This window comes from Verrucomicrobiia bacterium (assembly GCA_019634635.1).
GTDB lineage: Bacteria > Verrucomicrobiota > Verrucomicrobiia > Limisphaerales > UBA9464 > UBA9464.
Map to the genome: position 1 here is coordinate 74,265 of JAHCBB010000011.1, position 15,746 is coordinate 90,010.

Sequence of the window (15,746 nt, forward strand, 5' to 3'; positions counted from 1 at the left end):
TTGCTCTTTCGTCGGCGCGATGCCGCTGTTTTTATCCGCAAGCCGGTAGTTGTAATTCGCTGATGACGATGGGGACACATCATCGGAGTCCATTCCACTATCCTTGCTCTGTTACTCGTCCTGGTCCTGCAGCTTACCAGCGGCGGCTTTCACCACCATCGAGACGTTCACGAAGAGGGTGACTTTTCATGGGAGGCGACCCAGCGGATCGCGAAGCGGGTGAACTCCGGTGTGGTCTTGAAGCCGAGTTTTTCTTTGATGTGGCCGCGATGCACGTCCACGGTCTTCGGGCTGAGATGGAGGCGGTTGGCGATCTCGTCGGTGCTCCAACCTTCGCCGAACAGTCGCATCACTTCAAATTCCCGGTCGGTCAGCTTGGCCTCCGGATCGGCATCGGACTTGCCCGTTCCACCAACGAGCGAGTCCAGAATCTTCGCCGACATGCGCGGACTGAGCGCCACCTGGCCGCCCAACACGGCGCGGATGGCGGCGGCAAGCCGTTCCGGTCCCTCCTGCTTCATCACGTAGCCGCGCCCGCCCGCTCTCAGTACGCGCGCTGCATAGAGCGATTCGTCCTGCATGGACATGGCGAGCACGGGCAGGCCGGGATGAAGCGCCTGGATGTCCTTGATGAGTTCTAAGCCGTCCTTGTCGGGGAGGCCCATGTCCACGAGCACCAAGGCCGGTTTCAACTTGGCAATCGCCTCCATCGCCTCGCGCGCCGTGCCTACCTCGCCACACACCACGAAATCTGGCTCGCGATTCAGAAGGTCAGCCTGGCCGCGCCGCATGAGCGGATGGTCGTCCACCAGCAGAATTGTCGTCTGCTTCACCGGCTGGGGTTTGTGGTGCTTGCGTGGCATTATCCGGCGTTGACTCGTTGTAGTACGGAGATCGGCACACAGCACAGCACCTCGGCGCCGCCCTCGGGACGTGCGCGGACTCTCAACTGTCCCCCGATCAATCGCGCGCGTTGTTCCATCGTGCGAAGACCGAGTCCACGCGGAGCGGGTTGTGCCGGTAACCCCACACCGTTGTCGCGCACGCTCAGTTCCAGCGCGGTCGGTAAGCGTCGCAAGGCAACGTCAATCCTCGTGCCATCGCTGTGCTTTAGCGCGTTGTGCGTCGCCTCCTGTGCGATGCGGTAAAGGTGGCTGGCCGCCGCCGGGTTCTGCACACGCACGTTCTTTTCGCCAGCGAATCCACATTCGACACGACGATCCGCGTTCACCCGTTCCGCCAGATTTTCCAACGCCTCCACCAAACCCTCGGGCGCCGGCGACACGGCGTAAAGATCGTGGGCGAGCCTCCGCGCTTGGGTGAGCGCCGTGCTGAGTTCGTCGCAAAGCTGGCCGACGGTTTCGGCCTGGGGAACATTCGCTGACTGCAAATCGCGGTGCAGCCCGTTCATCAAGAAAAGCAGCCCGCCGATTTGCTGGCCGAGGCCGTCATGCAATTCGCGCGCGATGCGAGTGCGTTCGTGCTCACTCGCGGTCGCCACGGCCTGCTCTAGTTCACGGCGCTCGGTGATGTCGCGAATGAGGCCCGTGAACAACCGGCTGTCGCCGAGCCGGACTTCGCTCACGGACAGTTCCATCGGAAACACCGTGCCGTCTTTGCGCCGTCCCTCCAGTTCACGTCCACTGCCGATGATGCGCGTCTGGCCAGTGCGGAGATAGTTGGTTAGGTAGTCGTCGTGCTGCTCGCGGTGGGGCGACGGCATGAGCAGGCTGACGTTGCGACCGACGACTTCGTCCGACCCGTAGCCAAACATGCGGCACGCCGCGGGGTTCATGGATTCCACAAGGCCGCACTCATCAATGGTGATGATGCCTTCGACGGCGGTTTCGACGATGGCCCGCATCCGCTGCTCGTTTTCGTGCAACGCCTCCTCTACCCGCTTGCGCTCCGTGATGTCAGCGCGAATGGCGATATATTGCCGGGGCTTCCCGTTGGCGTCGAGAAAGGGAACGATGGTCGTGTCCACCCAATAGAAGCTGCCATCCTTCGCCTTGTTCTTGATCTCACCGCGCCACACCGACCCGCGCTGAATTGTCGTCCACAATTCCCGCATGAATGGCTTTAGGTGATGGCCGGAATTGATAATGCGATGGTCTTGGCCGAGCAGCTCGGCGCGCGGGTATTTGGAAATGGCGCAGAATTTGTCGTTGACGTATGTGATTTGTCCGCGCGCGTCCGTGATGGCGACGATGGCGTGCTCGTCGAGTGCCGCCTTCAACTCGGCGAGTTCCGCTTCGGGAGTGTTGTACGCGGGCTGCTTCATAACTTTATGTTGCGTAGACGCAGCGCGTTGGCGATGACGGACACGGAACTGAGGCTCATGGCCGCGCCGGCGATGATGGGGCTGAGGAGCGCGCCGAAGAATGGATACAGCACGCCCGCCGCGACAGGGATGCCGAGCGCGTTATAGACGAACGCGAAGAACAGGTTCTGCCGGATGTTGCGCATCATCGCGCGCCCCAGCCGAATTGCCCGCACAATGCCGCGCAGGTCACCTTTCACGAGCGTCAGCCCGGCACTTTCCATCGCGATGTCCGTGCCCGTGCCCATCGCGATGCCCACGTCGGAGGCGGCGAGCGCCGGAGCGTCGTTGATGCCGTCACCCGCCATGCCGACGGAGCGCCCCGCTGCTTTGAGTGACTTTACTTTCTCGTGTTTATCGTGGGGCGTGGCTCCGGCTTGGAAGTCGGCGATGCCGAGTTTGCGCGCAACGGCTTCGGCTGTGCGCTGATTATCGCCGGTAAGCATGATGACGTTGATGCCGAGTTCACGCAGTTCCGCGAGTGCCTGGGGCGTGGTGGACTTCACGGGGTCAGCCACGGTCAGGACACCAGCGGCGCGGCCGTCGATGGACACAAAGATGGCGGTCGCGCCTTCGGCTTGGTGCGGAGCGGCGAGCGTTTCGAGTGCTGCGATGTCGGCCACTCCGTCCTCGCGGAGGAAGTCAGGTTTGCCAATCAACACCCTGCGCGCAGCGACAGTGCCCGCCACGCCGCCTGCGGTGGTGGACTGAAAATCCTTAGCGGCTTCCAGCGGAAGCTGCTGCTCTTGGGCAGCCAGGATGACGGCGTGCGCCAGAGGATGTTCGCTGCCTTGTTCCAGTGAAGCCGCGAGGCGAAGCAGATCCTTCTCGTCGAAGCCGCCGACCGGCAACACCCGGGCGAGCTTCGGTTTCCCCTCCGTGAGCGTGCCGGTCTTGTCCACGGCGAGGGCGTCGAGTTTAGCGAGATTCTCGATGGCTTCGGCATTGCGAATGAGCACGCCCATTTGCGCGCCGCGTCCGACGCCAACCATCACGCTCATGGGCGTGGCCAGACCGAGCGCACACGGGCACGCGATGATGAGCACGGCAACGGCGTTGGTGATGGCGAAAGCAAGGCGCGGCTCTGGTCCGAAGAAAAGCCAGCCGACGAAGGTGAGCGCAGCAATCGCCAGCACCGCCGGCACGAAACACGCCGCGACCTTGTCTGCCAGCGCTTGAATCGGCGCGCGGCTACGCTGGGCCTGGGCGACGAGATTTACGATTTGCGCAAGCATCGTCTCACTTCCAACACGCTCGGCCTGCATGACGATGCCGCCGGTGGTGTTCACCGTTCCACCGGAGACTTTTGCACCCGTGAGCTTTTCCACGGGCAGCGACTCGCCGGTGAGCATGGATTCATCCACCGAAGTGCGGCCTTCGACCACTTCGCCGTCCACGGGAATCTTTTCACCGGGTCGGACACGCAGGAGGTCGCCGGGATGCACAGCATTGAGTGGAACGTCCTCGTCTCCGGAGGGCGTCACGCGGCGCGCGGTCTTGGGCGCGAGACCAAGCAATGCTTTGATGGCACCACTGGTGCGCTGACGGGCGCGGAGTTCGAGCACCTGGCCGAGCAACACGAGCACGGTGATAACCGCAGCGGCCTCGAAGTAGATGGCGGGCTTGCCCGTGTGGCCGGCCGCCGGCGGGAACGCCTGTGGAAACACCATTGCCACGGTGCTGAAAGCGAACGCCGCGCCGACGCCCAGCGCGATCAGGGTGAACATGTTCAGGCTGCGATTGACGAGCGAACGCCAGCCCCGCACGAAGAACGGCCAGCCCGCCCATAACACTACCGGCGTGCTCAGAAGGAATTGTCCCCAACGCGACGCGTTGCCGCTCACCCATTCGGCGTGACTCCAGGCGGGAACGAGATGCGCCATCGCCACGATGAACACGGGCAGCGTCAGTGCCGTGCCGATCCAGAAGCGCCGCGTCATGTCGCGCAGTTCGGAATCATCCTCCACGACTTCCGGGGTGATGGTTTTCGCCTCCAACGCCATGCCGCACTTCGGGCAAGTGCCTGGATGGTCCTGCTCGATCTTCGGGTGCATCGGGCAGGTGTAGATCGTCTTGGCCGACGGCTTCCACGCCGGGTTCATTTCCAGCGCCATACCGCACTTGGGACAATTGCCCGGCTTGTCGCTCTCGATGCCCGGGCACATCGGGCAGAAATACTTCGCGGCGACGGAAGGCGTCACCGACTCGCCGTGGTGCTGGTGATGAGAGTGGTCGTAGGAGTGCGTGCTTTGATTCGCCTTTCCATCATAGCAGGATTGTTCCTCCGCGTGAAAATGATCCTCGTTCTGGTCTTTATCACCGGAGCGATCGCCTGCGCCGGCTTGCGCATTTGCCTGGCCTGCGCAGCAAGAGCCACCGCTGCTCTCGTTCGACGGTGATTGGGCCAGAAACTTCCTCCGGCAATGCTCGCTGCAAAAGTAAAACGTCTCGCCATCGCGCCCGACGCTCAGAGCGGTCGCTTCATTCACCGTCATTCCGCAGATCGGGTCGGTCTTCATAAGGATCTTCGCTGCTCACCGCCGCGTTGGCCCTGAGCGACGGCGAGACTGGCCAGGGGCAACGCTCTGGCTCTTGACTTAGGTGCGCGATTGCTTCGCATAAAGGGATTACTGGGAGGTCAACTTCGACAAATACTTCGTCGGATCTCTTTTGAAGTCGGCGAGGCAGTCTTCGCAGCATAGCTTAATCGTCTGCCCTTCGTGGACGAACGTGTAGGGTTTGCCATGATTGAAGCCCTCATCGGTGACGAGACATTTGGTCAGCGGATATGGCCTAGCTGCGGACGCGTCGTGCGGGTGACTGGAATCGTCGTGGCTGCTCCTAGAGCAGCCGATAAAGCCGAGAGTGGCGGTGAGGGCGAGTGATATTGTAAGTGTGTTCATAGTTTCTGCTTTGCCTGTGATGATTCGCCGTCAACACGACGGCAAAAGGAGCCTTTGGTTTCTGTCGGTCATTTTCTTTACCACCAACTTCATGTCGCATTTGGGACAGTTGCCTGTCTTGGCCTACACAGCATCAGAGAGGCGGGCAGGTACATTGGCGCGTTTGGATTCCTGGGTCGGCCTCGCCGCATCCCTCACGCCAAGAACCGTGGCGGCGAGCGTGAGTGCTATCAGGTCCTGCGGCATCCAGTTCGATTTCATTTCAATCCAAAATCGGGTTCAGGGTCTCAAGCAATAGACACGGGAATTCCGCGACGACAGGGCACGGAACGGGAAAGAGGGAGTTGACTCAACCGCGCTAGTGAACGCGAACTGAAATCAACTTAACCGAGGAAGGGAGGAGCGAGGCTGCGGAACGCCGGGCCAAGGCACACTTCGGGCGTGAAAGTCCATTCGCGGGAGTGAGCTTGACGGGCGAAAGCAGCTTGCGCCTGGGTCTCGCCCGCTTCCAGAGCGAGCACGACGGAGGGAAGCAGATAAAGCGTGTGAATCTGAAAAGCGGGAAGCGTGGGTGCGTCGCTTCCAAGCATCATCGTCTTCAACGTCGAACAGGCCGCGGTGGGCGACGGAGCGGACGGCGGTGAACTATCGTCGCCATCGTGCGAAGCCGCGCGTTTTGGCGAGCCGTGGCACGAGGGTTGCGCCTCGTCTCGGTGTCCACCGCCAAAATGACAATGCACAAAGCACATGCTCTGCGCCACGACGAAGGCCATGAGCGCGAGCGCCGCGAGGGAGCGGAGCAACGGACTCAAGGATGTCTGGCGCAAACGCATGATCGGCCTTTACTCGAAATGCCCCGTCGGCCGCCGACTGGCGGTCTGGACAGGTGGAGCTAACTACGCCGCTCCGTACAGAATCCCTCAAGGAATTTTCGGAAACTTTCGTCAAGTGCTCCGAGCAGGTTCCAAAAGCTTGCCCAAGCTGACGCGTAGTTGCTGGCGGGCGCGGTAGATGCGTGTCTCCACCGCCTTCGGCGAGCAGCCGAGGATTACGGCGATCTCCGCATGTGGGCGTTCTTCGTATTCGGAGAGGATGAGCGGCTGACGCAATTCTTCGGGAAGCGCGGCCACGGCGCGGCGGACAGTTTCGGAGCGTTCCTTCGCCTGCACCTCTTCATGCGGAAGCGGGTCATTTCCCGGTAGAGAATCGCGGAAGCTGTCGCCAGTCGCGATACTCTCCGCGTCCAGCGACACCAGTGGATGGCGTGAGCGCCAGCGGTAACGATCTTTCACCAAATTTGCCGCGATGGTGTAGAGCCACGTGGAGAACTTTTGTCCAGAGTCAAACCTCCTACGGTGCAGGTAGAGCTTCGCGAACGTCTCTTGAGCAGCGTCCGCCGCATCGTCTTCGTTTTGCAGGCAGCGGACGAGGTAATTGAACAACTTGCCGGCGTGACGCTCCATCAGGCTTTTGAGCGCGTCGTCGTGGCCTGCCGCGAGGCGGGTCATGTCCTGCACGTCGAGTTCGTCCGTGTTCATGCAGGAACTATGGATGTTGAGCGGGGTTCGTCGTCGCTGCGTGGCTGTCTGTACCGTGGTTCATCGCTTGTTCGCGAAAACAGGTATTGCCCCACGCCCAAGCGAGGTAACGCTTGCCTTGCTCTGGCGGCATGGTGCGGCTCACTTCAAAGAAGTGTTTGAGCATCTCCGACTGGCAGGTAGCCCGTATCTGCGCCCTCTCATTCAAGAGCTTCTCAATTTCCGGTGTCACCTGCGTGGTGCTGATGAGCACTTCAGACAGCTTGTTGTTGAGTTCGTTAATCCGACGACACCGGTCCTTGCACTGCGGCAGATAGCCGGCGTGAAGCTCGGAGATCCGCTTGAACTCGGCATCGCCAAGATTGAACTCTTGCTTCAGCCACGCGAGTTCGGGCTTGGGGCTTTGCATCATCGCCCGAGGCTTGGCCGTGCCCGTCAGATAGACGCAGCAGTAGGCGACGAGCGCACCTACCACGCCGAGCGTAAGAATCAGTAGGCCACGCTTCATGGCTGTAGCGTGGTTTGGTAGGGATCAACCGCCTGCGCGTATCGGGCGCTCAGTTCGCCCGCGACGCGCGCCGTTTCCTGCCGCGCCTGACTCCAGCCCACACTTGCGCCTATGGCGAGCAGCACCGCCACGTAGGCCGTGGCGAGCGCAGGCCGAGGCAGTAGGTTCGTGAGCCAGTTTGCGAATACCGTGGCGAGCGAGACGGACGGCACGGGCGCGGCTTCAGCTCGCTCGATGCGTCGCCAAACCTGCTCCTGAAAGCGTGGAGGCAACGACGCCTCTTGCTTCCACTCTTTCAACAACGCGCGCAGCCCAGGCGTGTTCGTGTTGGAATTGTCAGTCTTCATAAGTTTTCACTTCGTTGGCCGGCTCTTCTCCGCTTTGTACACATTCTTGAATACGCCGCGAACCAGAAAATCCCTCACGAAATGTTGGGCAAAGGGCGGGCACCACCAGTCCGTGTGGACAGCAGAAACGTTAGAGAAAGGAAGCTGGCGAAAGTCACGGTGCCGGGCTGTGCCCGAGCAGGAGACGGCCCGACTTGCGTCAATGGTCACCATGCTAAATTGCGCCAGCAGGCCCGATTCGCCGGGAAAAATTGGCTTGGAATGCAGGCCGGGGGGACCGGTATCGAACTGGTGATTTCTGATGCGGAGGCCGGTCCTGGTCTGCGGAATCGAAAGCTCGGTGAGACCCACCGCGAGTTCGCTCCTGCACCAGTCGGCACGCTCCTTGAAAGTCAGCCTGCTCGCGCGTCGCCGAGTTCTTCTCGGGTCTGCCCCGATAAAGATTCGGCTGGCCTGCACCCTGATAGCCAGCATTCGAGCACATCGCTCGATAGTGGAAGGATTCCAGGTCCTTGGTTGAGGGATGCTTTCTCTGCCCGCCGCCAATGCAATCAGGAACGCCGACTGGGAGAAGCCGATCGGCGCGGACGGACCACCAAATAAATGTAGCCGCCATCCAGCAGGCAATCCACAAGCACCGAAGCCCCTCCTCCCAAGCCAATGATACCCCCATACGGGTTCACTCCGCACGCCTCGATACACCGAAGCCAAACCTCAGGCCGGGCTGATACCAACTGACGTCGTCCGATAAACTTGGTCCCAATGTTCGTGAGGCTTCATGGATCTTGGCGTATTGGCCGCCGTCTGCGATTCAGGTGTGGCATTACGCATTGACGGACGAAGAGCGATTTCGCTCGATCCAGTCGTAGAGCACGGGCAGCAAGACGAGGGTGAGGAAAGTCGAGGTTATGATACCGCCGATGACGACGGTGGCGAGCGGACGCTGAACTTCCGCGCCTGCGCCGGTGGCAACGGCCATTGGGACGAAGCCGAAGCTGGCGACGAGCGCAGTCATGAGTTTCGGGCGGAGGCGCGTGAGCGTGCCTTCGACGACGGCATCGCGCACGCTGCGACCTTGCCGACGCAGTTGATTGATGAAGCTGATGAGCATGATGCCGTTCAGCACCGCGATGCCGGAGAGTGCAATGAAGCCGACGCCCGCGCTGATGGTGAATGGCATGTCGCGCGTCCACAGCGCGAACACGCCGCCGGTAACGGCCAACGGCACGCAGACGAAGATGAGCGCCGCCTGCCGAAAGCTGCCGAAACTCATGAAGATAAGAATGAAAATGAAAACCAGCGCCATCGGCACGATAAGCGCGAGACGCGCACGGGCATTTTGCAGGTTCTCGAACTGCCCGCCGAACTCGTAGTAGTAACCGGGCGGGAAACTCACCTCGGACTTAATGCGGTCGAGTGCCTCCTTGACGTAGCCTTCCACGTCGCGCCCACGCAGGTTCACGAGAATCGCGCCCCGCCGCTGGCCTGCTTCCCGCGTCACCGCACCGACCTGTTCGGTCATCTGAAAGTTCGCAGCCTGACCGAGCGTGAGCAATCCGCCCGCTTCCGCCCGCACTGGCAGGCGCTTCATGGAGTCTAGGCTGCGGCGCGCGTCTTCGGCAAGGCGTACCACGATGGGGAACCGCCGGTTGCCTTCAATAACCGAGCCGACTTCCTCACCCGCGAGGGCCGTGGCGATGGCGTGATTGAGATCGCCGGCCTGCATGTTGTAGCGGCGTAATGCATCACGGTCGGGTTTGATTTCCAGCAAGGGCGAGCGTCCGAACGCGTCGAACTCCACGTCACCGCTGCCGGGGATTTTGCGCAGCAAGTCGCGAATTTCTGTCGAGAGCCGCTCAAGTTCCTTGAAGTCATCGCCATAAACCTTCACCGCGATGTCGGCGCGCACACCTGCCATCATTTCGTTAAACCGCATCTGAATCGGCTGCGTAAACAAGTAGGTCTGACCCGGCGCGTGAACGGCGAGTTCGCGGCGCATTAAGTCAATGAGTTGCTCCTTGGTTGCTGTCCGTCCGTCAACCTTGCGCCACTCGCGGCGCGGTTTGAGTTCGACGTAGGTGTCGCAAAGGTTCGCGCCCATCGGGTCAACGGCAATTTCCGCCGTTCCGATCAAGCCGAACATGCGGTCAATCTCCGGAAATTTCTCCAGCAACAGCTTTTCGGACTTCTGCTGCAAGTCTGTGGAGGCGTCTAGCCCGGCGCTGCTACTGCGGATGAATTGAAGCAGCATCGTGCCTTCGTCGAGTTGCGGAATGAACTCCGCGCCAAGCCGCGTAAACAGGAACAGCGATGAGCCGAATAGGACTACGGCTGCGGCCACTACCACCGGCTTGAACCGCAGCGCCCATTCGAGCAGCGGCGTGTATAGCGCCTTGAAGAGTCGCACCAGCCAGTTGTCGTGCTCGCGGATTTTGCCCCGCAGGAAATACGAGCACAGTACCGGCATGAGCGTGAGCGCCAGCACGAGCGAGCCCGTCAGCGCAAAAATGACAGTGAGCGCCATTGGGCGGAACATTTTCCCCTCGATGCCCGTGAGCGCGAGGATCGGCACATAGACGACCGTGATGATGAGCACGCCGAAGAACATCGGGTTGGCAACTTCCTTCGCCGAGTAGCGCACTTCGTCGAATCGTTCGGCGGCGGTGAGTTCGCGGCCAAGTTCCTTCTGCTTGTGCGCAAGATGCCGGATGATGTTCTCCACCATCACGACCGCGCCATCAATGATGAGGCCAAAGTCAATCGCACCGAGGCTCATCAAATTGCCGGAGACGCGGCTTTCGACCATGCCGGTTAGCGCGAAAAACATCGAAAGCGGAAGCGCCAGCGCCACGATGAACGCCGCGCGCAGATTCCCGAGCAACGCGAACAACACGACCACCACCAGCAACGCGCCCTCGAACAAATTCCTCTCAACCGTATGCAACGTACGATTCACCAGGTCGGAGCGGTTGTAAAGCGGACGCACTTCAACGCCCGGCGGCAGTTTCTCCTGAATGTGCGCCAGCTTCGCGGCCACGTCGCGGGCCACGATACGGCTGTTTCCGCCCGCGAGCATCAACGCGCCGCCGACCACGCTTTCCGTGCCATTCACTGTCGCCGCGCCAGTGCGATATCCTGAACCGATACCGATTTGCGCCACATCCTGCACCAGCAACGGCCGCACTGACCCGGCGAACTTGAGCGGAAGCTGCGCAATTTCCTCCGTCGTGCTCACCCGACTATTGGCGCGGATGACGATTTGTTCACCGCCGATTTCCACCAGACCACCGCCGACGTTCTCGGTGTTCTCGCTGATGGCGTGCGCGAGGTCGTTCAGGCTCAGGCCTACGCTGACGAGTCGCGCGGCGTCCGGCATGATGACGAGTTGCCGTTCGTGACCGCCGCTCGTGTTCACTTCGGCGACGCCCGGCGTGGCGCGAAGTAAAGGGCTGATGACGTATTCCTGAATTTGCTTGAGCGATTGCAACTGCTCGTAGCGTGTGGGCGGTTTGTTCGTCGTATCGGCAGCGAATTCGACCGAGTAGTAGAAGATTTCGCCGAGCGCGGTGCTGATGGGCGCGAGCCGGGGCTGCAAATCTCGCGGCAACTTCTCCGCCGCGCCGAGCAATCGTTCACTCACCAGTTGCCGCGTGCGATACAGGTCCACGTCGTCCTCGAACGTCATGCGGATTTGCGACAGACCGAACTTTGAGAGCGAGCGCAGTTCCATCATGCCAGCCAGACCGGCCATCTGGCTTTCGAGCGGGAGCGTAACGAGCTTTTCGATTTCCTCCGGCGCGAGCGCGGGCACGGCGGTGTTGATGAGCACCTGCGGGTTGGTGATGTCCGGCACGGCGTCAATCGGCAGCCGTATCGCCGACCATACGCCCACCCCGATGAGCACGAGCGTCGCGAGCAGCACCAGCGCCCGCTGCCGGAGCGAGAATTCAAGGGTCTTGAGGACCATGCGGCTACTTCCCTTTCCCCGCGGGCATCACACAGCATGCCTGCCCACCTTTTACCGCCGCGAGTTCCGTCATCCACAGCGACATCACTGGCTGCAACACCACCTGGTCACCCGCGTAAAGGCCGTCCTTGATTTCCACCAGGTCGCCCGCCATCGCGCCCACCTTGACCGGCGTGCGAACCAAGCTCTCGCCGCTCACCGTGTAAACGGAATGTCCGTCGCTGCACTGCAGCAAGGCCGCGCGTGGTATCGAAACAACCGTCGCCTCGGATTCGAACGCAACAGTCGCGGACAGAAACGCTCCGATGCTGGCTGCTCCATTGGTGCGGGCTAGTTCCACCAGCACCTCGGCCATGCCCGTGGCCTTCTGCAACCGGTCGTCCACAGCCGCCACGCTGCCGGTGTAACTAGCGCCGTTCGCGCGGGCCTGAACCGTTTGCCCGCGCTTCAACTGCTTCGCCTCGTCCGGTGTAACCGTGGCGCTGGCGAGGATGGATTCTTGGCCTTCTTGATACACGCGCAACTGCACGTCGAGCGTCGCCGGAACTTTTTGTTCCGTGACCTCGACCGTCTTCAAGCCGAGCGAGCGCCGCGTTTCATCCGGCACATGCAGGCCGCTTTTCGCGCTGTATTTCGGACCGATCTCTACCGACTCCTCGCCCGCCGCCGGTTCGCCGGACTTCGGCTGGCAACCCGCAAGCGCTAGCGCCGCGACCAGCATACTTCCAAAACAAGATTGATTTCGCTTCATAAACACAAATGGACTTCACCGTTGCACACCGACAGGGAAACAACTCGCGATGCGTCGCGCACCGCGCCAGAAGGGCCAGCCCCGTGCGGGACTGGTTACGAAGCGAAGGAAGGAGCGCGCGGGGCGAGCGCCGTGCGGGAGGAGAACTGCCAGTGCCTCGCCAGCTCGGGCGGCGCGGTCGCGGGTAATTCGCGGCCAACTCCGGCGGGCCGGTGAACCTCAATTGGCGGGAAAGCGGCTTCGAACAGCGGCACGCCGAGAGGCGCGATGACGAGCAACTGACTCTGCTGCGGCAGGTAGGAAGCGGAGGCCAGCGCACCGCAGGGCTGATCACAGTTGCCGGGAACGGAAGGGCGATGCGAATGCTCCTTCGAGCAGCACTCCTGTTTGCCGAGCAGTCCCGACGCATCAACCAGGCAACACGAAACCGCTGGCAACCAAACAAGCGCCAGCAGTACCGCCACGATTGCCTTGATCCGATGCACGACAGTGAAAAATACCATCCGAAACGAAATGGAGCAATCCGAGACTTTACGTCTCCAATCGCTCACCGGCTACCTCGCTTCAGCAGCCGCAGCGCGTTCGTGATGACGACAAGTGTTGCGCCGGTGTCGGCCAGAATCGCCAGCCAGAGGCTGGTGTGGCCGGACAAGGCGAGCCCGAGGAACACGGCCTTCACGCCGAGCGCGAAGGCGACGTTCGCCTGAATGATGCCTACGGTACGACGGCCTAGCCGAATGGCCTCGGCCACTTTGCTCAAATCATCCTGCATGAGCGCGATGTCTGCCGTTTCAATTGCTGTGTCCGTGCCCGCGCCGCCCATTGCGATACCAACACTCGCTGCGGCCATCGCGGGTGCGTCGTTCACGCCATCGCCAATCATGCCGACGTGCTTGTGTTGCGCGACCAGCTCACGGATGCGCTCAATCTTATGGTCAGGCAACAAGTCACCTTTCGCCTCGTCAATGCCGATCTGTTTGGAAATGGCATCGACCGTTCGCTGATTATCGCCACTCAACATGACAACTTCTTCGACTCCGGCGGAGCGAATGGCTTTGATGGCCTCGACGGCATTGGAGCGAACTGTGTCGGCGACAGCGAGAATCCCCAGCACTTCGCCAGCGCAGCCTTCGTGCGGTTTATGGCCCACGATGACGACGGACATCGCCTGGGCTTCCAGTTCGCCCAACTTCCTTTCGAGTTCGTCCGAGCAGACAGCGGATTCGTGAGCGAAGCGGTGATTGCCAACGAAATAGAGATGCCCGTCAATCTGCGCCTCCGCGCCCCGCCCGGTTTTGGACTGATAGTTCTCGCTGCGCGGGAATCGAACCTTCTTTTTCTCCGCGTACTTTACGACGGCTTGCGCGAGCGGATGATCGGAGTGCCTGTCAATTGCGGCGGCGATGCTCACAATTTCTTCCTCGGAATTCCCGTTCCACGGAATCACTTGTTGGACATGCGGTTTGCCTTCGGTGATTGTGCCGGTCTTGTCCACCGCAAGAGCTTTCAGTTTCCCGATCTCTTCCAGAAATACGCCACCTTTGATGAGGACGCCGTGCCGCGCCATCGCGGTCAGGCCGGAGACGATTGAAACCGGCGTGGAAATCACCAGCGCGCACGGACAGGCGATGACGAGCAGAACCAAGGCGCGATAAGTCCACTCCAGCCATGCGCCGTTGAAAAGCAACGGGCCGGACAGCAGAACCAGAATGGCGACGACGAAAACCGCCGGAGTGTAAATCTTCGCGAACTGGTCCACGAACCGTTGGGAAGGCGCTTTCTGACTCTGCGCTTCACCGACAAGCTTGATGATTTTCGCCAGCGTGGTGTCGGTCGAAGCCTTGGTCACTTTCACTTCGAGCGAGCCTTCACCATTGATCGTTCCGGCGAACACGGTATCGCCGGATTTCTTTTCCACCGGCATGGATTCGCCAGTGATGGGCGCTTGATTGATGGCGGATTCACCGGAAGTCACAACGCCGTCGAGCGGTACGCGCGCTCCTGACTTGATGATCAGGGTTTCCTCCACCTTGACCTCCTCAACGCGGACTTCCTGAATCTGGTCGTCGCGTTTCACCAACGCGGTATCCGGCGTGAGTTCGAGCAGTGATTGAATGGCTCGGCGGGCGCGACCGACGCTGAAGCCTTCCAAAAGTTCCGACAACGCGAAAAGAAACACGACCGCCGCCGCCTCCGTCCATTCGCCGATGCACGCCGCGCCGATCACAGCGACACTCATCAGCACATTCATGTCGAGCGAGACATGGCGCAGGGCGCGAATCGCTTTCGGAAGAATGAACCAACCTCCGGCAAGGATCGCGACGACTGCGGCAACGGCTTTTCCGTAAGGCGCGAAAAGATTCTGCCACTGAAACAGGAGCGACGCGCCCGTGAAGATACCGGAGACAACCACCAGGATCAGGTGGACGCGTGTTGCATCGCCGCTGTATTCATCCTCCGCTTCGGCGCCATCCATCGTCGAAGCCTTCAAGCCCGCAGTTCCGATGGCTTGAATCAATTGTTGCGGGGTGATGCGTTGGTCGTGGCCAATCGTCACCGTGCCCGCCATGAGGTTGACTTTGATTTCGCCCACCCCGGCGAGCGGTTTCAAAACCTGTTCAATCGCGGCAATTTCATCGGGACAATCCATCCCCGCCACGCGCAGGGTCGTTCCGGGCCTTCCGTCCGACGCGGGCACGGGAACGGACGCGATGGGAGCGCCGGCCTTCGATCCGCATCCGCAACTGCTGCATTCTTCAGTCATGATTCGTCACCTGATTCTGCCGGACAGGCGGGGCTCTAGACGCAGGGGCGTTGGTCAACTTGCTGCGTTGCTGGAGCTGGTGATGCCGCTCGTGCTTCTGCTTCGCTTGATGCCGCAGCCAGAAGTAATCGGCGACCGTCAGCCCCACAGAGACCACGGCAACGCCGACCATCAGCATCAGGCTTCGACGCTTCTCCTTGCGCCGTTGCGCGGCGTCCTTCGTGGCACGTTCGGCACGTCGGGCGGCGTTTTCGGGTGACAACCATCGGCTCACGATTCTGTCTCCGGCGTCAGCTCCCGTTGACCCAAACCACTTTCGTCACAAACGGCTTTCCGAAAAATGACGTACGATGATAGATCACCGCCTGGTGCCGTCCTTGAGTTCCTCCGCCGGAGCGAAGTACCAGTTGTGAATGAACTTCGTCTGGCTCGTCAGGGCGAGTTCCGTCGGAGCTTTGCCGTGCTTGGGGGCGAACTGAACCGTGCGACCTGCCACATCGAGACGGTCCACGATGCCACACGCCGGGCGCGAGCGGTCGGTGTGGGCGATCGCCGCAGTGGCCGAGAACAACACGAGGCACAGCAATGCCGGGCCAAAGCGAATTGTCTTCAAAGATTTCATATTGCGTCCCTTCGCCTGACCCG

The 15,746-nt window shown here is 61.0% G+C and carries 14 protein-coding genes; all 14 read right to left on the minus strand.

Annotation, left to right across the window (positions count from 1 at the left end):
• Nucleotides 1-167 precede the first annotated feature (167 nt).
• A complete protein-coding gene (locus tag KF791_09815; protein ID MBX3732878.1) occupies nt 168-863 on the minus strand; it encodes a response regulator transcription factor in 696 nt (231 codons plus the stop codon).
• The gene (locus KF791_09820; GenBank protein MBX3732879.1) at nt 863-2,284 is read right to left on the minus strand and encodes a PAS domain S-box protein; all 1,422 of its coding nucleotides are present in this window, start codon (nt 2,282-2,284) and stop codon (nt 863-865) included. The genes KF791_09815 and KF791_09820 overlap by 1 nt, the downstream gene beginning before the upstream one ends.
• Nucleotides 2,281-4,842: a heavy metal translocating P-type ATPase gene (locus KF791_09825; protein ID MBX3732880.1), complete on the minus strand. Its 2,562-nt coding sequence runs from the start codon at nt 4,840-4,842 to the stop codon at nt 2,281-2,283. Before KF791_09825 ends, KF791_09820 begins: the two co-directional genes overlap by 4 nt.
• A 767-nt stretch (nt 4,843-5,609) precedes the next feature.
• Nucleotides 5,610-6,059: a hypothetical protein gene (locus KF791_09830; GenBank protein ID MBX3732881.1), complete on the minus strand. Its 450-nt coding sequence runs from the start codon at nt 6,057-6,059 to the stop codon at nt 5,610-5,612.
• A gap of 111 nt (nt 6,060-6,170) precedes the next feature.
• Complete coding sequence (locus tag KF791_09835) at nt 6,171-6,764, minus strand: sigma-70 family RNA polymerase sigma factor (GenBank protein MBX3732882.1); 594 nt, start codon at nt 6,762-6,764, stop codon at nt 6,171-6,173.
• 7 nt (nt 6,765-6,771) lie between these two features.
• Nucleotides 6,772-7,272 (minus strand): hypothetical protein, encoded by a 501-nt coding sequence (locus KF791_09840; GenBank protein MBX3732883.1) that lies wholly within the window; start codon nt 7,270-7,272, stop codon nt 6,772-6,774.
• Nucleotides 7,269-7,619 carry a hypothetical protein gene (locus tag KF791_09845; GenBank protein ID MBX3732884.1) on the minus strand — a complete coding sequence of 117 codons (351 nt, stop codon included), beginning with the start codon at nt 7,617-7,619 and terminating at the stop codon, nt 7,269-7,271. Before KF791_09845 ends, KF791_09840 begins: the two co-directional genes overlap by 4 nt.
• Before the next feature lie 6 nt (nt 7,620-7,625).
• Complete coding sequence (locus KF791_09850) at nt 7,626-7,970, minus strand: hypothetical protein (protein MBX3732885.1); 345 nt, start codon at nt 7,968-7,970, stop codon at nt 7,626-7,628.
• A 472-nt stretch (nt 7,971-8,442) separates the two neighbouring features.
• Nucleotides 8,443-11,586, minus strand: coding sequence for an efflux RND transporter permease subunit (locus KF791_09855; GenBank protein MBX3732886.1), 3,144 nt, complete (start codon nt 11,584-11,586; stop codon nt 8,443-8,445).
• A gap of 4 nt (nt 11,587-11,590) precedes the next feature.
• Nucleotides 11,591-12,337: a hypothetical protein gene (locus KF791_09860; protein MBX3732887.1), complete on the minus strand. Its 747-nt coding sequence runs from the start codon at nt 12,335-12,337 to the stop codon at nt 11,591-11,593.
• Nucleotides 12,338-12,432: 95 nt separating this feature from the next.
• Complete coding sequence (locus tag KF791_09865) at nt 12,433-12,888, minus strand: hypothetical protein (protein MBX3732888.1); 456 nt, start codon at nt 12,886-12,888, stop codon at nt 12,433-12,435.
• The gene (gene cadA / locus KF791_09870; GenBank protein ID MBX3732889.1) at nt 12,885-15,101 is read right to left on the minus strand and encodes a cadmium-translocating P-type ATPase; all 2,217 of its coding nucleotides are present in this window, start codon (nt 15,099-15,101) and stop codon (nt 12,885-12,887) included. The genes KF791_09865 and cadA overlap by 4 nt, the downstream gene beginning before the upstream one ends.
• Nucleotides 15,094-15,375: a hypothetical protein gene (locus KF791_09875; GenBank protein MBX3732890.1), complete on the minus strand. Its 282-nt coding sequence runs from the start codon at nt 15,373-15,375 to the stop codon at nt 15,094-15,096. Before KF791_09875 ends, cadA begins: the two co-directional genes overlap by 8 nt.
• A gap of 84 nt (nt 15,376-15,459) precedes the next feature.
• Entirely contained in the window at nt 15,460-15,723 is a 264-nt protein-coding gene (locus KF791_09880; GenBank protein ID MBX3732891.1) for a hypothetical protein, read from the minus strand.
• Nucleotides 15,724-15,746 lie beyond the last annotated feature (23 nt).